Source organism: Sphingobacterium sp. UBA3549 (genome assembly GCF_002376635.1).
Lineage (GTDB): Bacteria > Bacteroidota > Bacteroidia > Sphingobacteriales > Sphingobacteriaceae > Sphingobacterium.
The window spans coordinates 110,281-135,791 of sequence record NZ_DFOE01000034.1; the positions used below are offsets into that span (position 1 = coordinate 110,281).

The window sequence follows — 25,511 nt, forward strand, 5'->3', positions numbered from 1 at the left end:
AAAAATGCCAACTAATAACATTATGGATAAGCAGAATCGTAGAAAATTTTTAAAACAATCATTTCGTACCGGCCTTGCCGGAGTGGGAAGCTCGATTCTGTTGCAGCGTTGCGGTATAGAAGATGGGGCTGATTTGGAAAAAATCCCCACGATCAATACAGAGATTCGAGATACTTACTTGGTAAATTCCAACGATGCTCTTCCAATAACGGCAACTTTTCTTGATGAAATATCGCATGATATTCCACATCAGAATTGGGGCGAGCCAGAATGGGACTTAGATTTTAGACATATGAAAAAAATGGGGATAAATACCGTTATTTTGATCCGATCTGGCTATCGCAAATTCATTACCTATCCTTCGAATTATTTACTTGCGCAAGGCTGCTATAAACCTAGCACTGATTTGCTTGATATGTTTTTACGGTTGGCGGACAAATACAACATGTTGTTTTATTTTGGCCTGTATGATTCTGGTGCATATTGGGATACAGGGGATTTGTATAAGGAGGTAGAGCACAACAAGTACGTGGTGGATGAGGTGTGGTCGAAATATGGGGTAAAGCATAAAAGCTTCGCCGGTTGGTATATCAGTGGCGAGATCAGTAGAAAAACCAAAGGGTCCATCCGCGCATTCCGCGATTTGGGGATCATGTGTAAATCAATATCAGATGGTTTACCGACCTTTATCTCTCCTTGGATTGATGGCAAAAAAGCGGTAATGTCAGCTTCCGCAGGTCTTTCCAAGTCAGATACCGTTAGCGTTAGGCAACATGAAGAAGATTGGTCGGAGATATTTGATGGTATACGGGGCGTTATAGATGCCTGCGCATTTCAAGATGGACACATAGATTACAATGAACTCGATGCTTTTTTTACAGTAAATAAGCAACTTGCGGATCGTTATGGCATCGCCTGTTGGACAAATGCCGAAACATTCGATCGTGATATGCCCATTAAGTTTATGCCAATAAAATTCGATAAGTTGCGCTTGAAGTTGGAGGCAGCCAAGCGGGCCAGCTACGAAAAAGCGATTACCTTTGAGTTCTCCCACTTTATGAGTCCGCAATCTGCTTATCGTCAGGCGGCGAATCTTTACGACCGTTATATGCAATTCTTTAACCGTCGATAACAATAAATACCTAGTTACCTAATGAATAATATCATCGATATGAACAATAACCAAATTAACTTAAATTATATCAGCTTCCTCTCGGTCGTGGCAGCTATAGGCGGATTTCTATTCGGATACGATACAGCGGTTATATCTGGAACGATCGCACAGGTAACGACACAATACGGCTTGGATAACGTTTCTCAGGGATGGTACGTAGGCTGCGCATTGGTAGGTTCCATACTGGGTGTCACCTGTGGAGGTTACCTTGGTGATCGCTTTGGCCGTCGTAAAATGTTGTTTATCAGTGCTGTTCTGTTTTCTGCTTCGGCGCTTTACTGTATGCTTTCTTCTGGTTTTCAACAGCTTATTTATGCACGTATCATCGGAGGGATAGGTATTGGGGTGGTTTCGATCATATCGCCTATGTATATTTCAGAGCTTGCCGTACCCCAATATCGAGGCAGATTAGTGTCTCTCTATCAACTGGCGGTTACGATCGGGTTTCTGGGTGCTTATATCGTGAACTATTTACTTATGCAATACGCGATCGGTGATGCACAAAATTTACAAGGTGATTGGCTTCGGCTCATATTCTATCAGGAAGTATGGCGTGGCATGCTTGGGATATCTGGATTGCCGGCTGTTTTTTTCTTTCTCATTATCTTCTTCATTCCGGAAAGTCCACGTTGGCTGGTGAGACATGGTCGATCAGAAAAAGCACATGATATATTCCGGCGGATCTATGGCTCGGAGAGTGAGGCCAGAACAGAACTCAATAAAATTCAGGATGCAAGTTCCAAAGAAAAAAAAGTCGATTGGAAGCTGTTGGCTCAACCCGGTGTACGTAAAGCTGTGTGGATCGGAGCTGCAATAGCCATCCTCGGGCAGTTCATGGGGGTAAATGCCGTACTTTACTACGGTCCTACCATTTTTGAAAGTAGTGGCATTTCTGGTGGCGACTCACTCTTCTATCAGGTAATCGTTGGATTGGTCAATGTCTTGACGACCGTACTGGCTGTTTTTATCATTGATAAAATAGGGCGCAAGAAGCTGGTATACCTAGGTGTTTCAGGAATGATCGTTTTTCTTTTGCTTATTGGTGTATATTTCTTTTGGGGCAAAGTCCTTGGCCTCCCAAGTTTGTTTATGTTAAGCTGCTTTTTAGCTTATGTATTTTGTTGTGCCATTTCTATATCAGCGGTAATCTGGGTATTGCTCTCGGAAATGTATCCAAACTCCATTCGCGGACTGGCCATGTCCATAGCAGGTCTTTCCCTTTGGTTGGGGACCTACCTGATCGGACAGCTTACCCCATGGCTATTGGATAATTTAAGCCCCGGCGGAACTTTTTTCCTTTTCGCAGCAATGTGCGTACCCTATATGCTCATTGTGTGGAAACTCGTGCCGGAAACAACAGGCAGATCCTTGGAAGATATTGAACGACATTGGATTCATTAACCTGCTTATTATAAATGAAAGTATAAAGAATTATTAGATTATAGATGGATTTTAAAAAACTTAGTAAACAGTACAAATCGGAACTGTTAGAGAACGTATTGCCCTTTTGGTTGGAAAATTCGTTGGATAGGGAATATGGTGGATATTACAGTTGCTTGGACAGGAAAGGGCAGGTTTTTGACACCGATAAGTTTATCTGGTTGCAAGCGCGTGAGGTTTATATGTTTGCGAGCATGTATAACAAGACGGAGAAAAAGCAGGAGTGGCTTGAGGCAGCGGAACATGGCGCCGCCTTTTTGCTGGAGCATGGCCATGATGGTCACTACAATTGGTACTTTGCAATAGATCGGGTAGGTAACCCGCTCGTAGAGCCGTACAACATTTTTTCCTATACATTTGCGACCATCGCATTTGGGCAACTTCACTTGGCAACAGGCAATCCACGTTATGCTGAAGTAGCGAAGGAAACCTTTAGACTGATCTGTTCGAAGCTTGACAATCCCAAGGGGAAGTGGAACAAAGCGGTTCCTGGCAGCCGTAGCCTCAAGAATTTTGCCCTTCCCATGATCCTCTGCAACCTAGCTTTGGAAATTGAGCACCTGCTTTCAGCGGAGCTGTTGGATGGCTTTATTGATAACTGTTTGCACGAAGTGATGGCGGTTTTTTACAGACCGGAACTCGGTGGTATTGTCGTAGAAAATGTCACCTTGGAAGGGCAGTTGTCGGATACCTTTGACGGGCGCTTAATCAATCCTGGGCATGCGATCGAAGCAATGTGGTTTATCATGGAGCTCGGCAAACGCCTAAAACGCGACGACCTGATTCAGAAGGCCGTAGAGATAACGCTCAATATGGTCGAATATGGATGGGATCATAACCATGGTGGAATTTTCTATTTCATGGATCGTTCGGGCAATCCCCCGCAACAGTTGGAATGGGATCAAAAGCTCTGGTGGGTGCATATTGAAACCTTGATTTCGCTTATTAAAGGCTATCAATTGACCGGATCGCCGGAATGTCTAGCTTGGTTTGAACGTGTCCACGATTATACATGGGCGCATTTTAAAGATACAGAATATCCAGAATGGTTCGGATATCTTAACAGACAGGGAGAGGTGCTGTTGCCACTTAAAGGTGGTAAATGGAAAGGTTGTTTCCATGTGCCGCGGGGCCTTTATCAATGCTGGAAAGTACTCGAAGATATTGCCTGTAAAGATTTGTTTGTTCAAGTTGTTTAGTTTGGAGCCGGCCTTCGCCCTTCGGGGCCGGCCTCTCTTATAGTTAATTTACCTATTTATGATGAAGTCAGTTTTGTTACTTTTATTCAGGCTTTCGCTCATTTGCGCTATACCCTTATGTACTTTTGCACAAAGAGCCAAAAAATACCCTTTAGCCTTATCGTTGGAAAAAGCGGTATTGGAAGATAAAATAAAGGGCGGATGGGCAGGTCAAACAATAGGTGTAACTTATGGGTGGCCTACAGAATTTCTCTATCAAGGTACGTTAATTCAGGATTACGAACGTATTCGCTGGGAAGATGATTATGTAAATCGCGCCATGCGCGAGTTTCCTGGATTATTTGACGATGTGTATGTGGACCTTACGTTTATGGAAGTACTGCATCGATTGGGATTAGATGCTCCGGTAGATTCCCTTGCACATGCTTTCGCAAAGAAAGAGTATGAACTTTGGCATGCCAACCAGGTAGCACGATATAATCTCAATAACGGCATTCCGCCAGATAAATCCGGACATTGGTTGAACAATCCACATGCTGACGATATCGATTTTCAGATTGAAGCTGATTTTGCAGGCCTGATCAACCCGGCTATGCCGGAGGCTGTTACAGCCATCTGTGAAAAGACCGGTAAAATGATAGCCTCCGGTGATGGGTATTATGGCGGGCTCTTCGTTGCACATCTATATGCCCAAGCATTTCGGATGAATGAAGTGAAACCCCTGATCGAAGAGGCGTTGCAGGTGTTGCCGCCGCAAAGTAAATTCTACCAATGTATACGTGATGTGTTAGCATGGTACGCCCAGGAACCGTCTGATTGGAAAGAGACTTGGTGGCAGATCCAGAAGAAATGGTCGGAGGATCACGGCTGTCCAAACTTTGTTTTTCACCCGCTGAATATCGATGCAAAACTTAATGCCGCTTATGTCGTCATGGCATTACTTTATGGAAATGGTGATTTTTTTCATACCATGGACATTGCGACCAGAGCGGGGCAAGATTCGGACTGCAATCCTGCAACAGCTTGTGGTATACTCGGAACCATGCTGGGATATAGTCAAATACCGAGCACTTGGATAGGCCCACTAAAAAAAGCAGAGGATGTGTCCTTTAGTTATAGTAACTATTCCCTCAATGATGTATATCGTGTCAATGTGGACCTTGCACTGGCAAGCATCGTTAAGGCAGGTGGTGTAGTGGGCAAAAATCGCGTAACCATCCCGTACCAAAAAATAGTGCAAGTACCTTTCGAAGAAAACTTCGCCGGGCATTACCCAAAAGAGCGTGTAAAGGTTGCGAAATCTTTTCCTCAAAGCTATCAATTTAATTTCGAAGGTTGCGGTCTGGTGCTCAGTGGATACGTGCAAAAAGTGGATAATGCAGTGAGCGATAGGGCGGTACAGTTGGGCTTGTATATCGATGATCAATTAGTAGAAACGGCAAGTCTTTTTTCCAATGCGAATATGCGTCGTCCGGAATTATGTTGGCGGTATCAAATGCCCGATAAAAAGCATCGGGTAGAAATAAAACTATTGATGGAAGAACCGGGGTATCAGCTCTACGTCACTGACTACTTGGTTTATGCATCTCATCCGCAAACGCTAATCCCATACCATCATGATTAAAATAACACTTTTGTTTACGGCGTTACTGTCGATGATCTGCCTATCAACAGCATGTTGTGCAAGGGGATTGGAAGTGCAGGGGCAGGTGCGACAGGTCGACGGCCAGCCGGTAGCAAAAGTGGCCGTTACTGATGGATATAAAATCGTCTTTTCTGACCATCGGGGACACTATCGTATCATTCCTTCACCTTTGGCCCGTTTTGTCTATATCACGGTTCCTGCTGGCTTTGAGATGTCCGCAAAAAATAACGGAGGTAATTTTTATATCCCATTGCCCAAAGAGGGGACCACAGATGCTTTCAATTTCGTTTTGGAACCTATAGGAATTGATTCAACGCATGCATTTTTCGTATTGGGCGATCCGCAGGTATATAACGCTGCTGATGTGCAACGTTGTGCGCTGTTTGCAGCGGATATAAAAAACTACAAGGATAGCGCTTTGCGCAATATTCCCGTGCATGGAATGGTGGTGGGCGATATGGTGGGTGATAGGCCAGACCTCTTTGTTGGAGTAAAACAGGCATTTGAATTGGCAAATATGAACTATTTCTTTAGCAAAGGTAACCATGATCTACGTACAGACCAACGTTCAAATACGACGGCAAGTATGTTATACGAAGAAAATTTTGGTCCACGTTACTATGCATTTGATCGCGGTTCCATGCATTACATTGTGCTTGACGATGTTTTCTATTTGGGGCGCGGTGGCGAGTATGTAGGGTATATCTGTGAAGAACAGTTCCGTTGGCTCAGGCTGGATCTTCAAAAAGTGCCCAAAGGTAATACGATCGTCATGATGTTCCATATTCCGACTGCTAGTAAGGATTTTCGAAAAATAGAACGAAAGCAACAAGTCGTTAATGCTAAACATCTGTATACGATGTTGAAGGACTATAAGGTACATATATTGTCTGGACATACTCATTTACACGACCATTTTCAGCCTGCGCCCCGTATTATGGAGCATAACCAAGCCTCGATTTCGGGCATCTTTTGGCAAGAGAAAAATTCCTGTGCGGATGGAACACCAGTTGGTTATTCCGTTTATGTGGCTAAAGGCGACAGCCTCACTTGGAGATATAAATCGCTCGGATTGCCGGACAATATCCAAAGCAGGGCATATGGTCTAGGAGAAAATCCAGAGCGCCCGAATGAGCTCACAGCTTTGGTATGGAATTATGATAATGTCTGGCGAGTCTCTTGGTATGAAGACGGTGTTTATGCGGGGGAAATGCAGCAGTTCATCGGACATGATCCGCAGACAAGAAAGAAAATCGTCGAAAATAAAAATAAATACGCTTACGATTGGATTTGGACGACAACAACAGACCATTTGTTTGCAGCGAAACCACTGAATCCAGATTCAGAAATGATGATTTTGGTAGAGGATAGATTTGGAATTAAATACAAAACATATGTTCAACAGAAAAAAGATAGATAGCTTGTTCTTGATGGCCCTAGTGATCCTTTTATGCATCGCATCCCCATCAATCCTGCTAGCTCAAACACCGTTGATTTCGCTTAGCAATTACACAATCCCACTTAACAGCAAGGGAGCTTATGTCGCAACCATTCATGCTCCGTTGCCGCTGAACCAGCTGCGGATGAAGATTGTCTGTGATACGGCAAAGCTTTTTACTTTGGACAAAAACGGGAAAATTTATCTTCGAAAGTCAAAGCTGGTGCCCGCAAATGATGGTATCCGCGCGTATAGTATAACGGTAGAATTTGACAGAAAAAGGTACGAAGTGGAACTGGTGAAGGATGAATTCCTGCGCAACAAAGTAATCGCACATCGTGGGGCATGGCGTGCAGAAGGTGTCATGCAGAACTCCATCCGTTCTTTTCAACAAGCCGTCGCCCTAGGCTGTGCCGGTTCTGAGTTTGATGTATGGTTGTCTAAGGACCGACAGGTTGTGCTGTCTCATGATCCACATATCGGCGGTCTCGCTGTAGAAGAATCTACGGCACAAGAACTTTATACATCAACGCTCAAAGGGGGCGATCCTGTACCCACGCTAATCGAGTTCATCAAGCTGGCAAAACAGCAGAACAAAACGAAAATGATCCTGGAGATAAAATCTTCGCCAACGGGTAGAAGCCTGGAGCTTGCGGATTCGGTTTTAGCTGTCGTGCACCGCCTTAAAGCACAGGGCTATATCGAATATATTAGTTTTGATTATGCTGTTCTCTGCCATATCATTAAACGTGATCCGAGTGCTCGCACGGCTTATTTATACGGGAACAAGACTGTCGATGAACTTAAAGTAGATAGGCTCGCCGGACTCGATTATGATTTCTACCAGTATAGGAACGACCCTACATTGATAAAGCGCGCAAAGGAAGCAGGTCTATGGACCAATGTGTGGACAGTCAATACCGTAGACGAACTGCGCAAGTTTCTAGATAGCGAAGTAGATTGGATTACCACTGACGAACCCGAGCTACTGTTAAAACTAAGCCATGAAAAAAAACTAAAATTTAGACTATGAATAAGCTGAGAAAACTTTTGCTGTCCTGGATGCTAATCCTTATCATGGTACCATTTGCTGTGATTGCACAGGAAGGTATATCCCTTACGTTAATTCCACCGACGACGATTACTAATCAGGTTGATCTCGACATCCGTGCGGGTTTAAGAAATGAGGAAGGAACGGCTAAAATTGTAGAACTATCTGTTTACTTAGGGAAGGAACGACCCGAAAACCTGTTGCATTATTCAAAGAAAGAAGTAATGCCCCAAACAGCGTACGAAATCAAGCATATCCTCTCGACAAAAAATTTGGTGGGAAATCAAAAGATTACCCTTGTGGTCAAGTACGGTAATAAAAAATACCGAAAAGTTCGCGATATAGAAGTTATCGCTTCCCAGCAACGTTCCACCGGGCTTATTGATGGCGCATGGGCGGGCATCTATCATTGGAGTGAAACTGAAGGTAAGCACTGGAATAATGATATCAAACAAATGACCGATGAGCAGTGGCGTGAAATGGTGCGCGCCATGCACAAATTAAAAATGGATATTGTTGTTGTTCAGGAAGTTTTTCGAAATGAAGAATATGTAGGCAAGCATGAGACGACGGTAGATTCCTATAAAGGCAAGGCATTTTATCCATCTGTACTGTATCCCGAGCGGGTTCCGATCACGGCAAAAGATCCCGTGGAGGCCATTTTAGATGAAGCCGATAAGCAAGGTATGCATGTTTTTGTAGGTGTGGGGATGTTTGCTTGGTTCGATTTTACCAAAGAATCACTGCTTTGGCATAAGAAAGTGGCCCAAGAGCTTTGGGAAAAATATGGACATCATCCATCGTTCTATGGTTTCTATGTTTCGGAAGAAAGTGGTGGTAACTTAGATAATTGGGAGCATAGCGAAGTGATGCGAATGCAGCGCAAAAAAGAGATTGTTGACTTCTTTCGTGAATTCAAAGCCTATTGCAACCAAATTGCGCCTGCAAAGCCGGTCATGCTGGCCACGAATAGCATGCAGGTGCCCGTGGGGCTAGATACTTATCCAGCACTGCTACAGAATCTGGACATTCTTTGTCCCTTTGGCTTCGCTCGGATGCCCGAAGGTGACTTGACGGGCAAAGAAGCTGCCGATCTATTGCAGTCCCTATGCAACCAAGCGGGAGCTCATCTTTGGTTTGATTTGGAAACCTTTTTGTTTAATGAGGATCAATCCCTTTATCCGCGTCCTATGGAAGAGATTGTCCGCGACCTTAATCTTTTCCAAAACTTCGAAAAAATACTTTGTTATCAATTTCCAGGTGTATTTAACGATCCTAAAATGTCTATCCGCATCGGTGAGGAGCGCACATTAGATCTCTTTACGGCATATCAGCGCTATCTGGAAAAAACAATGAAAGATCGCCTGTCAAAAGACAAACGTATCCGTTAGGAAGGGTGGTGCGGCAGCGTTGTTAATTTCAGGTGAATTTTTCTTAAAGGAATTTATTCAGTTTATTTTATATTTTAAAATATTTTAATATTGTATAGTTTTATAGATATATTTATTAATAACTATGCGATACCACTACAACTACTAACCAAAAACTTTTATGAAGCCATTTAAACAAAAGCAATTAAGCAAAGAGGGGCAGAGGCGTGATCTTACATTCTCGCGTTCCTTATTTGCGCTGTGTCTCTTGTCTTGTACCTTCGCGAGATCCTACGCACAACAGTCACGACTTGAAGGTGTCGTTCGAAACGCCACTAACAGGCAGACATTAGAAAGGGTAAGCATACGCGAAACAGCAACAAAGCTCAATGTAGCGACAGACCTATCGGGTCGCTTTTCGTTACCAGTGGAAGGAAATAAGGTACGCCTTTTACTAACGGCAATTGGGTACGTTTCAAAGGATACTATAGTCACAGTGGGTAATAAACCCATTGAGTTTCTGCTGAAAGAAGATAATACCAAATTGGATGAGGTTATCATTGTGGGGTATGGGCAAATGAAAAAAGCGAGTGTTACAGGAGCTATTGCCCAGATGAGCGGCGATGAATTGAAAACAGCACCGACGGCCAATCTTTCTTCAATGCTGCAAGGGCGTTTACCTGGATTGGTAACTCGCCAAAGCAGCGGCCAGCCGGGGTCCGATGGTGCTTCGCTCATGGTGCGTGGCTATAATACACTGGGAAATAATTCACCGCTGATTATCGTGGATGGTATAGAACGCGAGTTTCCGCAGATCAATCCCGATGAGGTAGAAGCGATCTCGGTTTTAAAGGATGCGTCAGCGGCTATTTATGGTGTGAGAGGTGCTAACGGTGTAATCCTAATAACCACAAAAAAAGGAAAACAGCAGAAACCTACCTTAAATTACAAGGGATCCTATGCCCTAAGTAAAAATACCGCTTTTCCTGAATTTTTAAATGCAGCGGATTATGTAAAATATTACAATAAAGCACAGGAACTCGATGGTGTTGCTGAAACTTCGCGCCGTTTCAATGTTGATGAGATTGAACGCATCACCCATGGTGACCCGCAAGGGATATTTGGCAATACGGATTGGTTTAATATGCTTTTTAAAAGTAGCGCTCCAACGGTGACCAATAATTTGACTCTCAATGGTGGCTCAGACCGATACCGTTATTTTGTGTCAACGGGTGCTTTTAATCAAGATGGCATCATCGATCGCACGTCCTACGACCGGTATAACGGTCGTATAAATTTCGATGCCGATATCCTTGATAACCTCAAACTTTCACTAAACATTGCTTATCGGGATGACATCCGTAAAGAACCAGGCTTATCTGCGGGCTTGGGAAACAGCTATGCCTCGGTATTTGCACAGGCTATGATGTCCTATCCGTTTTTACCAGCTTACAATGCTGCAGGCATTCCCGTCGGAAGCCTGAATCCAGGGAACGGTAATCAGAATCCGCTGGCCGCGAGAGATTTATCGGGCGAAAACTCAATACGATCCAACCGTTTCCAAAGTAATCTTTCTCTTGAGTACGAGGTGCCTGGCGTGTCTGGCCTTCGGTTGAAAGTAAATGGCGCCTTTGATAAAGGATATACGATGCGTAAAGCCTATTTGTTACCTTATCAATTGGATGTATACAATAATGCTACCCGGCAGTATGCATTAGCTTTTGCACGGCATGCAAATGGTGGCGTAGCAAGTTTAAACCAATGGTTTACCGACTCATGGCAAAAGACGATCCAACCATCAATAAGCTATGCGAATAAGTTTGGAGCACATTCGGTCAATGCACTATTTCTCTATGAATATATGCGCACAGATAATAGCTCGTTATCTGGCGGGCGCCGTGGTTATCCGATCACAGATATTATGGACTTGAACTTTGGTGAGGAAGTTATTGATAATCTAGTAAAAGGAGGGCATGGGATGTTCAGTAGAGCCGGTTATTCTTTCCGTTTAAACTACGACTACGCTGATAAATACTTGTTGGAAGTGTTAGGACGTTATGATGGCTCGCCGATGCTTCCCGCTCATACACGCTGGGACATCTTTCCAGCCGTATCTGCCGGTTGGAGAATCTCTAAGGAGCCCTTTTTCAAAGAAGCGCTTGACGTGGTAGATGATTTAAAAATCCGTGGATCGATTGGCAAACTTGGAAACGACAGGATCGGAGACTATCAGTTCTTACGGACGATGAGTCTCGGGGCTGATCCCGTGGTCCTCATCGGGAATACGTTAGGAAAACCGCTTAATGTCACCACGGTACCTAATTTTGATATAAAATGGGAAACAACCACCACTTATAATGGTGGTCTGGAAGCTACCTTATGGAAAGGCCTTCTTGGCGTGGAAGCCGATGTATTTTATAGGGTCACCAAAGACATCTTGCAGGGTCAGTCAAATCTAAATCCACCATCATTTGGCGGATATTTTCCCAACTATATCAACTCGGGGGTAGTAGATAGCAGGGGCTTTGAGCTTGTTTTGTCGCATCGGAACACTATCGGTGATTTTAATTACAATGTACGTGGAAATGTAAGCTTTGCACGTAGTAAAGTAATCGAAACAACTGAAAATGCCAATGTACCCGATTATCTTCGTCGTACCGGAAGACCTATCGGTCTGAAATATGGTTTCGTAGCAGACGGATTTTTTCAAAGTGAAGAGGAAATTATGAGCAGTGCACTTTTTGGTCCTACGCGGGTAGGAGAGATTAAATTGAAAGATCTGAATGGCGACGGACGTATTACGTTCGATCAGGATTGGACTGTGATTGGAAAAAGTGACTTGCCAGAAATGATGTTTGGACTAAATTTGGGAGGCTCTTATAAAGGTTTTGATTTCAGTGCTTTCTTTCAGGGAGCAGCACGTTCGGATGTCGCTTTGTCAGGTCTTTATACCAATTCAGGAATCTATGATAATACCTTCTATACGATGCCTTTTTATCAGGATGGAAATTCGCCAAAATATTTAGTGGAGAATGCCTGGACACCGGAGAACACAAATGCGAAATACCCTCGTTTAAGTACGCAGTCGGCACAGAGCGGCGGCAAGTTCTCATCTTTCTGGATAAAAGACGGCGCTTATCTACGTCTAAAAACGGCGCAGATCGGTTACACGTTGCCGGCATCTTGGTTGAATAAAGCCAAAATTCAACAAGTACGCTGTTTTGTTTCGGGTAGCAACCTGGTTACATGGAGCAGTTTGCCCTATCTGGATCCCGAAATGCCGAGTGTGAATCAAGGTTATTATCCGCAACAGCGCGTTTATGAATTTGGCTTATCTCTTACCTTTTAACTAGTAAAACCATGAAATTGATATATAAATATAGCATACTGGCTTTGACCGTAATGCTTAGTTTTCAAAGCTGTTCGATAGAACCGGAACTTACCGATGTATATGATGAGCGGGTCGCCTGGAGTGGGGAAGCCAATGTGGAGCTTTCTCTAAATAAGTTCTATCCATTGATAGGACAATCCTATTATTCTGCACATGTCAATCAGGATGCGTATGCCGACTTGCTAAAGAAGAATACACCGAATGACGAGGTCAACCTGTTGATCTTAGGTTCATCTACGATCACACCGGGAGCCAATCCGCTCGATAACTGGTCTTGGGGATACACCTGGATCCGACATTGTAATGAGTTTTTGGACGGGCTGCAAACAAAGGGTGTCGGGCTGCCGACAGAATTTTATCAACGTGCAGAGGGAGAGGTTTTGTTTTTTAGAGCTTACGTGTATTTTGAATTGGCAAAGCGATATGGGGCTAGCGTAATTTTGTATGATGGCCTGAGTGATGGAATGGGACGCTCGCTTAGCAAGCCAGATGAGGTGTGGAATTTTATTGCTGCGGATCTGGATAAAGCGGCTGCGCAGCTGCCCGCGACTGTTCCAGCTGCAAAAAGGGGCAAGATAACCAAGGGGGCAGCATTAGGTCTTAAGGCACGTGCCATGCTCTATGCAAAACGATGGAAGGCCAGTTCTGATGCGGTAGCGTCCTTGCAGGCACTTAACCTGTATGATCTTTATCCTGATTACAGAGCTTTATTTAACCAACGCCGGAGCGAGGGCGCTGAAAATAAAGAGAGCATTTTGGAGTTCGGTTTCTTGGCACCTAACTTTACTTATTCTTTTGACTATTTCTTTGGTCCACCATTGGATGGTGGATATGCCCAGATTAGCCCCACAGAAAATTTGGTAAAGGAATACCAGATGGCAGACGGGACAGATTTTAGTTGGAACAACCCTGTACATGCAGCTAATCCGTACCAAGGGAGAGAACCTCGTTTTTATGCGTCAATACTCTACAATGGAGCTACTTGGAAAGGGCGTACTTTGGAAACTGTAGTGGGATCGAAAGAAGGGTACGCCGTTGGGGGCGGAACGACCTCAACAGGTTATTACATGCGTAAATTGTTTGATGAAAAACTGACGGATCTTGGAAGGGGCGAACTAACGTTCTATTTCATGCGGTACGCAGAAGTTTTGTTAATCCAAGCCGAGGCGATGGCCGAGCAAGGGCAATTGTCGGCAGGACTGGAAGCCTTGAACAAAGTGCGTCGTCGCGCTGGCTTTACAAGGGATCTAACCGCGACAAATACCGGCCAGTTGTTGAGCTTAATTCGTCGGGAGCGGATGGTGGAGCTCGCATTTGAAGGGCACCGTTTTTGGGATCTTCGCCGATGGGGACTCGCAACGAGCGTATTGAATGGTACACATGCTACAGGTGTTAAAATCACCAAGGGGACCAGCGGAAACTTAACTTATGAATTGGTGGATGTTGATAATGGACGTAGCCGTGTTTATCCGGAAAAATACAATCGCTTCCCTATTCCTATAGCAGAACTGCAACGGAATCCAAATATTGAACAATTTAATGAGTGGAAATAAACCAAGATATAGACCGATGAAAAATTATCTAAAATATACACTGCCGCTGTTGTTTATCCTCAGTTTGCTATCCTGCCAAAAAGTGGAATTGCATAAAGATGCGGAATTTAATCGTGGATTGTTAAATTTCATGTTGGCTATTCCAGGACAGACTACAGAGTACATGGCTAAAAATACTGGACCTTATGCGGATGGAGATACCATCTATGTCGAAGTACCAACAACAGAGGAAGAACCTATTGACATTTCCAAGTTAAAAGCTACAGCTAGCTTGGAAAATAATGCCCGCATGGAGCCGGCGCTGACAGGTGTGATGGACTTTACCCATCCGCTAGCGGTACGGGTGATTGATGGTGACGGAAATAGCAAGCGCCATATTATCAAGGCTGTGCCAACCCTTCCACGCACAACATTCAAGAAACGCTGGTTCTATACTGCTGACAAAATGGGGATACTTCGCACCAATATCTCTGGAATGACAGTGGTAAAAGATCAACTATTGGTTGCCGATTTTTCGGGTGGCAATTTGGGAGAAACAGTAGGTGTGCGGGTGTACAACGCTAGCGACGGAGCCTATGTGAAGACTATCCCTGCGCCAACAACATTCTGTATGCAGGTGAGCGCAGATGACGCGGATCACTTTGTGGTCAACCGATACAATATCTATTCGGCAGGATTGATGTTATATTACTACGAGGATGTGGATAGTAAGCCGAAGCTTATCTTGAACTATACTGCTGCAGATGGAGCTCCAGCCGAGCTAGGACGTAAAATCTCTATCATCGGTAATTTAAAGCAAGGGAAATCGTATGTTTATGCAACAGCACCGGCGGTCAATAATCAGATTTACTATTGGGAGTTTAACGACGGTGTGGTCGTGAATTCAAACCCAACGGTTATTCGCTATGCAGCGGCTGCTCCATGGACATTTGCAACCGTACAGCGTAAATCTTTGGACGATAATTCTGATCACTACCTGACATACTGTAACTACGTGGCTTCAGATGCCAACCGGGAAAAAGGAAGCCGCTTTGTTAAATTTACACCGACAATGGATGTCGTTCAAATGGCCTCATCAAACCATTATTATAAAATCTTAGACTTCGAAGTGTTTAATGTCGATGGAAATCAGTTTATGGCTATCCTTACACAGGGCTTTTTCGCTTGGGATGCAACCCACATTAAGGTCTATGATATTACAGACCCAAACAAAATGCTGCTGCTAGCAGATTCTCCATCTTACCGTGATTTTATGTTATTCGAATCGGACGCCTATGGTGGTACAAACTACAATCGCTACGGCGATATCGATGTACGTGTGGTGGGTAGAAAGATTTCAATCTTCGCTACCATGGCAACAAATGATAAAGCGTACGCCGGCGTGATGGCCTACGACATGAGTTATAACAGGTAAATTAGATAAAGCAACAAAATTCAACGCGTTATCCTTAGAGATAACGTGTTACCTCTTTTTTTATACGATGGAAAAAATAGCAGCGATTTTAATCTTTGTTTTGGGCTGTGTTTGCAAATGCTTTTCACAGGACAGAGCGGTGCGACAGCTCCCAGCAAATACACCACAAGTCACATATGTCGGACGGACGATTACCAATGCATCTAACGACGTGACTTTTGATTGGGTTGGAACTTATTTTGAGTTTAAGTTGACCGGACAATCTGTCGCCATGCGCGCTTCGGATACAGGGGAAAGTTATTACAATGTTTTCGTTGATGGTAGACTAGAGAAGACTTTTCTGATCAATAGCAGGGATACAGTGATTACGATCGTTTCAAACCTGAAAGGCAACAAGGCATATCACGTACGTGTACAAAAACGCTCGGAAGGCGAGTTCGGTTGCACGACGATAAAACGTTTTATGCTCGGCAATAAGTCTTTACTCGATGGTGTTGTGTCTCGACCAGCTCGATTTATAGAATTCATCGGCGACTCTTTTACGGTAGGATATGGCGCAGATGGAACGAACAGAGAGCAGGACTTTAGTGTGGAAACTGAAAATGCGGACAAGACCTACGCTTGCATACTGGCGCGGTACTTTCAAACAGACTATGCCCTGATTGCACATTCAGGACGTGGTGCAGCTAGAAACTATGGCGATACGTTAACGAGTTCTCGATACACCATGAAGGATGCCATGTTGAATACCTTGAATAGCGATTCATCCACACGCTATAAATTTGATCAGTACAAACCTGATTTAGTTATTATCAATCTGGGATCGAACGATTTTTCTACGCAACCAATTCCTTCGCAAACAACATTTGAAAAAGCGTATCTCCGCATTATTAGACAATTGCGGAGTGTATATGGTCCCGAGGTGAAAATTTTATGTGTCGTATCTCGTTTAGCTGATCCGGTTGAACGCTACATTGCCGAAATTGTAGAACGCGCTGGAGACACCAATCTGCACCATACAGCTTCCTTAAAAAACGTTATGAACAATGATTCGGATATGGGAGCTGCTTGGCACCCTGGCGTACGTGGGCAGCGGAAGATGGCTACTTTTTTGGTGCCCTATGTGGCTACGGTAATGGATTGGTCACTGGAAGACCGAGTTATAAAATAACGTTATGATGAAAATTTACAAATTTACATCCTATTGGCATAGATTATTATATCTAGTGCTGATCGTTGGTGTCCTTCCCAGTTGCGGTGCAACAGCACCAGACCCACCAATAATTCCTACGCCCGAACAGCCGAATGGTTCCGAAAAGGGATTATTTATTGAAACACCTGCACTAAAAAAGATAAAAGGCAACTCCATACAGATTGATCCGGAGATGCTTTACCAACAACAGATCTCCCCAGAGACGCTGGTTGCTGATCTTCGTATGGCCAATGTACGATCGGTACATTTTTTTATAGTTGGTAACTGGGATGGCAGTAGGAATGACCAATTGTTGAAGCCTGCGTATTTGCAGGCTCTTAAAGCAGAAAAAATTGCTGTTTGGTTTATGCTGCTCGGGAACTGTATCTATGGCAATTCTGACCTGCCGAGCGACTGGCAAATGGAGTTCCTTAAACCTTATCCAAATCCTGGTATCAAGTTTTTTTCTTTCCACAGACCGGAGTTTGTCGATTGGCAAATAAATCGCGTGAAGCGCATCTTGCAAAATTACGAGGTGGATGGCGTCGAATTTGCGGAAAGTTACTTTCCCGAATGGAAAACATTGAATGGAAATGGTTTTTATGGTGATGTGAGCGCGTTTGCGCGAAAAAAGTTTACCGAGAAATATATAGGATCTGGATTGGCGACTGTTTCTTTTGATTACATCGTAAAGAATCCGGCTGTTTATAGCAAGTGGATGGATTTTAGAGCAGACGCAATTTTGTCTTTTAACAAGCAGATAAAGAAGGCCATTAAAGAGGTTAATGCCGATGTCCTTTATGCGATATGGGGGATGGGCATTAGACAAGGCACCATTGCTGAAATTCGCGAACACTTTGGCTTAGATATGCCTGCACTTGCCGAAGAAGTACAGCCGGATGTCATGGTTTTGCAAACCGCAGCCCAGGATTGGCTGGATCCTAAACTTCCTTACAACTATCTACAGGATTATGCCACTTTTGCTAAGGCCATACAGGCAGCCAACCCAAAGGTTGCATTGAGTATCCAGGCAGATATCGTCTCCTTGGGCTACAGTAATCCGTCTGTAGAAAAGCGATACCCAATTTGGTGGTTGCCGTTTTTTGATCTAGCGCTGCAATCGGGGTACTATAGCAATGTGGCTTACGAATACGCCTTTTCAAAAAAAGAAGGTATCTGGCCAAAAAATAATATCGACAATCCGGTGCCAAGAAAACTCTATAGGGATCCTTCGCTGCAATCAGCTGTGATTAGCGATGCCATCGTACCATTAGCACTGATAAAAGAGGTAGATGCGCACTGGAAAATGGTTTATACAGAAAAAGGGCTGGGCTGGTTCTATATCAATTAATTATATTTTTATACTAAAATTTTGCCTAAATATCATGAAAAGATTATTCGTTAAAATAGGATGCTTTTTGTTTGTCGTTAGTTTGTTGACTGCCGCGGTTGCTGTAAAGCTCCAGGCACAGGACTTAAAAGCATTAAAAGGTACATGGCTTAATTTACCCTACCAAGATGTACGCAATAAATACATGAATCCGGCGCATGTCGATTGTCTTGCGCCAGCATTCTGGAAAACAAAAATTGAGGAATACGCGCAGATGGGCCTCAGGTATCTCGTTCTCATGGCGGTGGCCAACGACGGCAAAGCATTCTACCCTTCCTCTTTTATGCCGGCAGCGTATCCAGCGGGGCAACAAAGTCCTGTTGAGGCCATCATGGAGGCTGCAGATCAATATGGCATGCATGTGTTTATGAGTTGTGGTTGGGCTGAAAATCAGGACGATAACATACGTGATCCGAAGATTAAAGCATTGCAACAACGTATTATGCAAGAAACCGCCGCTCTATTCGCGAGAAACAAATCATTCTACGGCTGGTATCTTCCTGTGGAGGATAGCATGGAACCTATTCTTTCTGATGAAGCGGTCCATGCTGCAAATACACTTACAGGGATAGCCAAAATTTTAACTCCGGGTAAGAAAGTGATGATATCACCTTATGGTGTTTGTTACGCCGCGTTGGAAGATCCAAAGTTTGCCCAACAGATCAAGAAGCTAAACGTCGATATCATCGCCTATCAGGATGAAGTTGGCTGCGTGCGCGAACCGATGCCTTTGCCACGTGTTAGGGAAAACTTTAAAAAACTGGGCAAGATACATGAAGACACAGGGATAGAATTTTGGTCCAATATCGAATCGTTTACCTGGCAGAAGGAGGACAACTCTCGAGAATCTGCGTTGATTCCAGCTGCTTTTCCACGCTACCTGTCGCAGCTTGTTGCCGCTTCACTGGCGGGAGCAAAAAATGTGATCAGTTTTTCAGTTTATGGTATTATCGATGATGCAAACTCGATTATGCCAATTGGTCAGCCCATCGAGTCGGCACAGTCGTTCATCGATTTTACAGATTGGAAGCAGCGCAAAGGACGTTGGCCTTTGCTGGAGGCAACATTTAAAGGCGACGTAATGCACTATGCAATAGGTGCAGACATAAAGGTCGAAGGTAATTTTGCAAAATCCGTTGTTTATGATAAATTAACAGATGGTAAGTTGGGCGAGGAGCACACCGATGACTTAAATTGGGTGGATTTTGGAAATCAGAATATGGGTGTTATACTTGATCTGAAGAAACAACTGCCTATTAATTCACTAGCAGCACGGTTTCTGCACTATCGCCCTGCGGGTATCTTATTGCCTGCAGCAGTACATTTTTATGTTTCTAAGGATGGAAAACAATTTAATCACCTGCAAACTATAAACCTATCTGCGTCAAAAAATGATAAACATGATTGTTGGATCGACATCGCTTCGACCGCTAAATTAAAAACAACAGGTAGATACGTGAAGGTTGTCGCAGAACGAGAAGTTAATTTCCGGATAGTATGTGATGAAATATTGGTTAACCCTCGTATTGATAAATAGATTGGCAATAAATGCATTTTGCGAATAGTGGTGATGAGAACGGAGTGCAACGTTTCGATGCTGGGTTAAATTTATTGGGTGGTTACAAACTAACAAATGGTTTCTTGATCAATGCTGGTTATGGATTAGGACTCACCAGTATGGATAAAGAATCTTTCGATGGTGCATCGATTAAAAACTACGTATTCTCAGTAGGTGTCGGTTACCAATTCTAGTCACAAAAGTATAAACAACAAAAAAGAGCTTTTCTTACGAAAGGCTCTTTCTTTTTTCAGTGATTGAAATCTATCACACTTTGATTTCTACTTCAACACCTGAAGACAATTCAAGTTTCATCAATGCGTCAACAGTTTTAGCGTTTGATGAATAGATATCCAACAATCTTTGTAGCACACAATTTGAATTGCTCACGTGCATTTTTGTTAACATGTGGTAGACCTATTATCTAAGATTTTTTTAGAATATCTTGCAGAGATTACTATTTTATTGTATTTAATTAAATTATGTTGTATTTTTGTTTTATATTTAATTTATTTTTAATGAAAAGAAAATTACTAACAATCGCCGCGGCATTATGTTTTGTTGCTGGAGCAAAAGCACAGACTTCTTATGGTTTAAAGGCTGGTGTTAACTTCGCAAAGTTAATAGCAAAAGGAGGAAACATTACTACTATATCTAATAACGCTACTAATTTTTATGTTACCGGATATGCGGATGTGCCTTTAGCGAATAGCTTTAGTATTCAACCTGGAGTGTCCTTCCAGGGTAAAGGTGGTAAAGATTTTGATGATACAAAATTAAATTTAATGTACATTGAAGTACCAGTCAATTTTGTATATTCTATTCCAACAGGAAATTCTGGTAACGTATTTTTAGGCGCAGGTCCTTATGCTGGATTTGGTATTCACGCTAAAGCAAAATTAGGGAATGTAAGTGAAGGTATGAGCTTCAGTGATGCTAATATAAAGACCTTCGATGCTGGTTTAAATTTATTGGGTGGTTACAAACTAACAGATGGTTTCTTGATCAATGCTGGTTATGGATTAGGACTTACCAATATGGCCAAAAAACCTGTCGATGGTGAATCGGTTAAAAACCGCGTATTCTCAGTAGGTGTTGGATACCAGTTCTAAAAAAAAATATAAATAACAAAAAAGGGCTTTTCGCAAGAAAAGCCCTTTCTTTTTTCAGTGACTGAAATCTATCACACTTTGATTTCTACTTCAACACCTGAAGGCAATTCAAGTTTCATCAATGCGTCAACAGTTTTAGCGTTTGATGAATAGATATCCAACAATCTTTTGTAAGCACACAATTGGAATTGCTCACGTGCTTTTTTGTTAACGTGTGGTGAACGTAATACCGTATAGATTTTTTTCTCAGTAGGCAATGGAATAGGACCACTAACAACTGCACCTGTAGGTTTTACTGTTTTTACGATTTTTTCAGCTGATTTGTCAACCAAATTGTAATCGTAAGATTTCAATTTAATTCTGATTCTTTGGCTCATTTTTATTTATTTAAAATGACTGCTAATTAGAGCTATTCACAACTAGCAATCGGTGTTTATTTAATATTTTATTAAAGAACAAAGACAAATTACAACAGTACTTCATCTTTGTTCCTCTATCTATGTTCTATATTATTCTACAGAACCTTTGATTTTACCTTTTGATTTTGCAATCACCTCTTCAGCAACGTTACGAGGAGCTTCTTCAAAGTGATCAAATTCCATTGTAGATGTAGCACGGCCTGAAGTGATTGTACGTAATTGTGTTACGTAACCGAACATCTCAGAAAGTGGAACCAATGCTTTGATTACTTGTACACCATTACGTGAATCCAAACCTTGCATTTGACCACGACGACGGTTTAAGTCACCCATTACATCACCCATGTTTTCTTCAGGTGTTAAAACCTCAATCTTCATGATTGGTTCCATTAACACTGGAGAACATTTAGGCAATCCTTCACGGTATGCTTGACGAGCAGCTAATTCGAAAGACAATGAATCTGAATCGACAGCGTGGAATGAACCATCAATCAAACGAACTTTCATTCCTGATAATGGGAATCCTGCTAACACACCATTTTTCATTGAAGTTTCAAATCCTTTTTGAACTGAAGGGATAAATTCTTTAGGAATTTTACCACCAACGATTTCATTAACGAATTGAAGAGGTGATTTTGTTAAATCGAAATCTTCATCCGCTGGAGAGATAACAACTTTGATATCCGCGAATTTACCACGACCACCTGATTGTTTTTTGAATACTTCACGGTGCTCAGTAGTACCATTGATAGACTCTTTGTAAGATACTTGAGGAGCACCTTGGTTAACCTCAACTTTAAATTCACGTTTCAAACGGTCGATCAAGATCTCTAAGTGGAGCTCTCCCATACCAGAGATTACTGTTTGACCAGTTTCTTCATCAGTTTTTACAACGAATGTTGGATCCTCTTCAGCCAATTTACCAAGACCAATACCTAATCTATCAACGTCAGCCTGAGTTTTAGGCTCAATTGCCAAACCAATTACTGGCTCAGGGAAAGTCATAGACTCCAATACGATAGGAGCTTTTTCGTCACAAAGTGTATCACCAGTTTTGATGTCTTTGAAACCTACAACAGCGCCGATATCACCTGCCTCAATGAAAGGGATAGGGTTTTGTTTGTTCGCGTGCATCTGGAAGATACGAGAGATACGCTCTTTGTTTCCTGAACGTGTGTTCAATACATAAGAACCTGCATCTAACTTACCAGAATAAGCACGGATAAAACATAAACGACCTACAAATGGGTCAGTCGCGATTTTGAAACCTAAAGCAGCGAATGGTTCGTTTACAGATGGTTTACGTAATATTTCTTCGCCTGTATCAGGGTTAGTTCCTTTTACAGCCTCTACATCAAGAGGAGAAGGCAATAATTCCATCACCAAATCCAACATGGTTTGAACACCTTTGTTTTTGAAAGATGAACCACAAACCATAGGAACGATAGAGTTATCCAATACAGCAGCGCGTAACGCATTTAAGATCTCACGCTCAGTCAATGAATCTGGATCTTCGAAGAATTTCTCCATCAAAGTCTCATCATAACCAGCAACAGCTTCTAATAATTTCTCACGGTATTCGGCAACTTCTTCCACCATATCATCAGGAATAGGAACTTCAGTGAAAGTCATTCCTTTATCATGCTCATTCCAAACGATACCACGGTTGTTGATTAAGTCAACTACACCTTTAAAACTATCTTCCGCACCGATAGGCAATTGCAAAGCAACTGCATCAGAACCTAACATATCTTTAACTTGTTTTACAACTTTCAAGAAGTCAGCTCCTGAACGGTCCATTTTGTTAACGAAACCGATACGAGGTACTTTATAACCATCCGCTAAACGCCAGTTTGTTTCAGATTGAGGCTCAACACCATCAACAGCTGAGAACAAGAATACTAATCCGTCTAATACACGTAATGAACGGTTTACTTCAACCGTGAAATCCACGTGTCCTGGAGTATCGATTACGTTTACTTGGTATTTGCTACCACGGTAGTTCCAGAATACAGTTGTAGCAGCAGAAGTAATTGTGATACCACGCTCAGCTTCTTGCTCCATCCAGTCCATTGTTGAAGCACCTTCGTGAACTTCACCAATTTTGTGGTTTACACCTGAGTAATAAAGGATACGCTCAGTTGTTGTAGTTTTACCAGCATCGATGTGAGCAGCGATACCGATATTTCTAGTGAATTTTAAATCTCTTGCCATAATATTTTTAAGCAACTGGCCGTACAAGGGCCTTATGTGTTTAAATGTAATGTTAAATAAGTACACCGACCTTGATAAAGGATTGTTCTTTTATCGGAGGTCGGTGTAATCATATTTTTTTGAATGTCTTCAAAATTAGAATCTGAAGTGTGAGAACGCTTTGTTAGCTTCCGCCATTTTGTGCGTATCTTCTTTCTTCTTAACAGCAGCACCTTCACCTTTAGAAGCTGAAATGATTTCTCCTGCTAATTTCTCGAACATTGTTTTTTCACCACGTTTGCGAGCGTACGAAATTAACCATTTCATACCTAAAGCAATTTTACGGTCTGGACGAACCTCCATAGGAACTTGGAAGTTTGCACCACCCACACGACGTGATTTCACTTCAACAGCAGGCATAACGTTGTTTAAAGCTTTTTTCCAAGCTTCTAAACCGCTTTCTTGTGTTTTTTGTTCTACTAATTCTACTGCATCGTAAAAAATAGAATACGCGATGGATTTTTTACCATCTACCATCATATTGTTTACGAAACGTGTTACCTGAACGTCGTTAAACTTTGGATCAGGTAAAATGATTCTCTTTTTCGGTTTTGATTTTCTCATTTTTCTTTCCTCCGTTTAATTATTTCTTTTTACCTTTTGCTGGAGCTGCAGCTGCTTGTCCTGGTTTAGGACGCTTAGTTCCGTATTTTGAACGACGTTGGTTACGACCTGCTACACCTGAAGTATCTAATGCACCACGGATGATGTGGTAACGCACACCTGGTAAATCCTTAACACGACCACCACGGATCAAAACGATCGAGTGCTCTTGTAAGTTGTGACCTTCTCCAGGGATGTAAGCGTTGACCTCTTTACCGTTTGTTAAACGTACACGAGCTACTTTACGCATTGCTGAGTTTGGTTTTTTAGGGGTAGTAGTATATACACGTGTACATACACCTCTTCGCTGTGGACAGGAGTCCAACGCTGGTGACTTACTCTTATCAACCAGAGCTACTCTACCTTTTCTAACTAATTGTTGAATAGTAGGCATTTACCTGTTTTTGTTTATAAATTTTGTACCTAAATTATTTTAAGTTCGCAAAGATACTGATTCCCTTTTGAATATGAAATAGTTACTATATAATATTTAGATTATTTTTTCGAAATAGGACCTCTAATTCGTCATTACGCTGTCCTATCCCTATGCAGAACTCTTTTGTCCTGAAATATAGACAGTCTATGCTAGTAATTGGTATATCCTGAATCAACAATAATTTTGGAATAATAGCTGCTGCGGATCTGTTTTCCCTTGGTATTACACTTAATAACAGTCTTTTGCCCGAAATTATTTTTCTACTTGTTTCCAAGTATATTGTGTAGTCTGCATGTTTTTGCGTGCTGTTTGGCAAAGCATTTGATAAACACGGATAAAATTATTTAGTAAAAACAGATAAAGTATTCAAGTTATGAAAATGAAAATGAAATTAATGTATGCGGTTGTATTGGCCTTGGTAACCTTCGCTTTTGTTGGATGTTCGAAAGATGATGATAATACCGTTCCGACAAGTGGTAGTATTGATGCTGCTGTAGGTACGTATAAAGGATCAATTAAAATTGCGGGAGTTGATAAAATGTTCGATAAAATACTTGTAGTAACAAAGGTCTCAGACGGTGTATTGAAAGCTGAGGTGTCAGATAAATCTTTAAACCTTCCTGTAAAACAATTTAATGTTGTGAATAATATGAACATATCTATTCAAACAGCTGGTGTTTCTCCAGAAGGATCATTTTTATTTGATGTAAAAAATAAAACGCTTCTTTGTCAAGGAGAGGAAACAAATGCAGGTGATATCTTTTATACTTTCGAAGGAACGAAACAATAATTTTTTCCTTTCTTATTCCAAAAAAAGCGGTATTGACTTTAATCAATACCGCTTTATTTTGTCATAGACCCAATTGGATGAGT

Annotated in this window: 20 protein-coding genes and 1 pseudogene; 16 read left to right on the forward strand and 5 right to left on the reverse strand. The window is 42.3% G+C overall.

Annotated elements, in window-relative coordinates; translation table 11 throughout:
• Positions 1-22 precede the first annotated feature (22 nt).
• The 14 genes from B2W36_RS16975 to B2W36_RS17040 all read left to right on the forward strand — a co-directional run bounded on the left by B2W36_RS16975 (position 23) and on the right by B2W36_RS17040 (position 20,009).
• The gene (locus B2W36_RS16975) at positions 23-1,132 is read left to right on the forward strand and encodes a DUF4434 domain-containing protein (protein WP_293881981.1); all 1,110 of its coding nucleotides are present in this window, start codon (positions 23-25) and stop codon (positions 1,130-1,132) included.
• 39 nt (positions 1,133-1,171) lie between these two features.
• Complete coding sequence (locus B2W36_RS16980) at positions 1,172-2,575, forward strand: sugar porter family MFS transporter (protein ID WP_293888856.1); 1,404 nt, start codon at positions 1,172-1,174, stop codon at positions 2,573-2,575.
• 44 nt (positions 2,576-2,619) lie between these two features.
• Positions 2,620-3,813 (forward strand): AGE family epimerase/isomerase, encoded by a 1,194-nt coding sequence (locus B2W36_RS16985; RefSeq protein ID WP_293888858.1) that lies wholly within the window; start codon positions 2,620-2,622, stop codon positions 3,811-3,813.
• Positions 3,814-3,871: 58 nt separating this feature from the next.
• On the forward strand, positions 3,872-5,437 hold the full coding sequence (locus tag B2W36_RS16990; RefSeq protein WP_293888860.1) for an ADP-ribosylglycohydrolase family protein: 1,566 nt from the start codon (positions 3,872-3,874) through the stop codon (positions 5,435-5,437).
• Positions 5,430-6,878: a calcineurin-like phosphoesterase family protein gene (locus B2W36_RS16995; protein ID WP_293888862.1), complete on the forward strand. Its 1,449-nt coding sequence runs from the start codon at positions 5,430-5,432 to the stop codon at positions 6,876-6,878. Before B2W36_RS16990 ends, B2W36_RS16995 begins: the two co-directional genes overlap by 8 nt.
• Entirely contained in the window at positions 6,853-7,929 is a 1,077-nt protein-coding gene (locus tag B2W36_RS17000; RefSeq protein ID WP_293888864.1) for a glycerophosphodiester phosphodiesterase, read from the forward strand. The genes B2W36_RS16995 and B2W36_RS17000 overlap by 26 nt, the downstream gene beginning before the upstream one ends.
• Positions 7,926-9,338 (forward strand): DUF4434 domain-containing protein, encoded by a 1,413-nt coding sequence (locus B2W36_RS17005; protein ID WP_293888866.1) that lies wholly within the window; start codon positions 7,926-7,928, stop codon positions 9,336-9,338. The genes B2W36_RS17000 and B2W36_RS17005 overlap by 4 nt, the downstream gene beginning before the upstream one ends.
• 160 nt (positions 9,339-9,498) lie before the next feature.
• Entirely contained in the window at positions 9,499-12,666 is a 3,168-nt protein-coding gene (locus B2W36_RS17010; protein WP_293888868.1) for a SusC/RagA family TonB-linked outer membrane protein, read from the forward strand.
• Positions 12,667-12,677: 11 nt separating this feature from the next.
• Positions 12,678-14,261, forward strand: coding sequence for a RagB/SusD family nutrient uptake outer membrane protein (locus tag B2W36_RS17015; RefSeq protein ID WP_293888870.1), 1,584 nt, complete (start codon positions 12,678-12,680; stop codon positions 14,259-14,261).
• Between the two features lie 16 nt (positions 14,262-14,277).
• A complete protein-coding gene (locus B2W36_RS17020; protein ID WP_293888872.1) occupies positions 14,278-15,675 on the forward strand; it encodes a hypothetical protein in 1,398 nt (465 codons plus the stop codon).
• Positions 15,676-15,742: 67 nt separating this feature from the next.
• A complete protein-coding gene (locus B2W36_RS17025; RefSeq protein WP_293888873.1) occupies positions 15,743-16,846 on the forward strand; it encodes an SGNH/GDSL hydrolase family protein in 1,104 nt (367 codons plus the stop codon).
• Positions 16,847-16,850: 4 nt separating this feature from the next.
• Positions 16,851-18,218, forward strand: coding sequence for a hypothetical protein (locus tag B2W36_RS17030; RefSeq protein ID WP_293888875.1), 1,368 nt, complete (start codon positions 16,851-16,853; stop codon positions 18,216-18,218).
• Positions 18,219-18,252: 34 nt separating this feature from the next.
• The gene (locus B2W36_RS17035) at positions 18,253-19,794 is read left to right on the forward strand and encodes a DUF4434 domain-containing protein (RefSeq protein ID WP_293888877.1); all 1,542 of its coding nucleotides are present in this window, start codon (positions 18,253-18,255) and stop codon (positions 19,792-19,794) included.
• 11 nt (positions 19,795-19,805) lie between these two features.
• Entirely contained in the window at positions 19,806-20,009 is a 204-nt protein-coding gene (locus B2W36_RS17040; RefSeq protein ID WP_293888879.1) for a hypothetical protein, read from the forward strand.
• Between the two features lie 73 nt (positions 20,010-20,082).
• Here the strand turns inward: B2W36_RS17040 and B2W36_RS17045 are convergent.
• Positions 20,083-20,239, reverse strand: a pseudogene (locus B2W36_RS17045) (30S ribosomal protein S10); the annotation flags it as partial.
• Between the two features lie 94 nt (positions 20,240-20,333).
• Between B2W36_RS17045 and B2W36_RS17050 the strand changes: the two are divergent.
• Complete coding sequence (locus B2W36_RS17050; protein WP_293888881.1) at positions 20,334-20,927, forward strand: porin family protein; 594 nt, start codon at positions 20,334-20,336, stop codon at positions 20,925-20,927.
• A 71-nt stretch (positions 20,928-20,998) separates the two neighbouring features.
• On the opposite strand, the gene rpsJ is transcribed toward B2W36_RS17050, so the two are convergent.
• From rpsJ to rpsL, 4 genes are all read right to left on the reverse strand, one after another.
• On the reverse strand, positions 20,999-21,304 hold the full coding sequence (gene rpsJ / locus B2W36_RS17055) for a 30S ribosomal protein S10 (RefSeq protein ID WP_028070501.1): 306 nt from the start codon (positions 21,302-21,304) through the stop codon (positions 20,999-21,001).
• Positions 21,305-21,436: 132 nt separating this feature from the next.
• Positions 21,437-23,560, reverse strand: coding sequence for an elongation factor G (gene fusA, locus B2W36_RS17060; RefSeq protein WP_293888883.1), 2,124 nt, complete (start codon positions 23,558-23,560; stop codon positions 21,437-21,439).
• Between the two features lie 135 nt (positions 23,561-23,695).
• Positions 23,696-24,163 carry a 30S ribosomal protein S7 gene (rpsG, locus tag B2W36_RS17065; protein ID WP_046671863.1) on the reverse strand — a complete coding sequence of 156 codons (468 nt, stop codon included), beginning with the start codon at positions 24,161-24,163 and terminating at the stop codon, positions 23,696-23,698.
• A gap of 19 nt (positions 24,164-24,182) precedes the next feature.
• Positions 24,183-24,596 carry a 30S ribosomal protein S12 gene (gene rpsL / locus B2W36_RS17070; RefSeq protein WP_002993550.1) on the reverse strand — a complete coding sequence of 138 codons (414 nt, stop codon included), beginning with the start codon at positions 24,594-24,596 and terminating at the stop codon, positions 24,183-24,185.
• 415 nt (positions 24,597-25,011) lie between these two features.
• On the opposite strand from rpsL, the gene B2W36_RS17075 reads away from it, so the two are divergent.
• Positions 25,012-25,428 carry a hypothetical protein gene (locus B2W36_RS17075; RefSeq protein WP_293888887.1) on the forward strand — a complete coding sequence of 139 codons (417 nt, stop codon included), beginning with the start codon at positions 25,012-25,014 and terminating at the stop codon, positions 25,426-25,428.
• Positions 25,429-25,511: the final 83 nt, after the last annotated feature.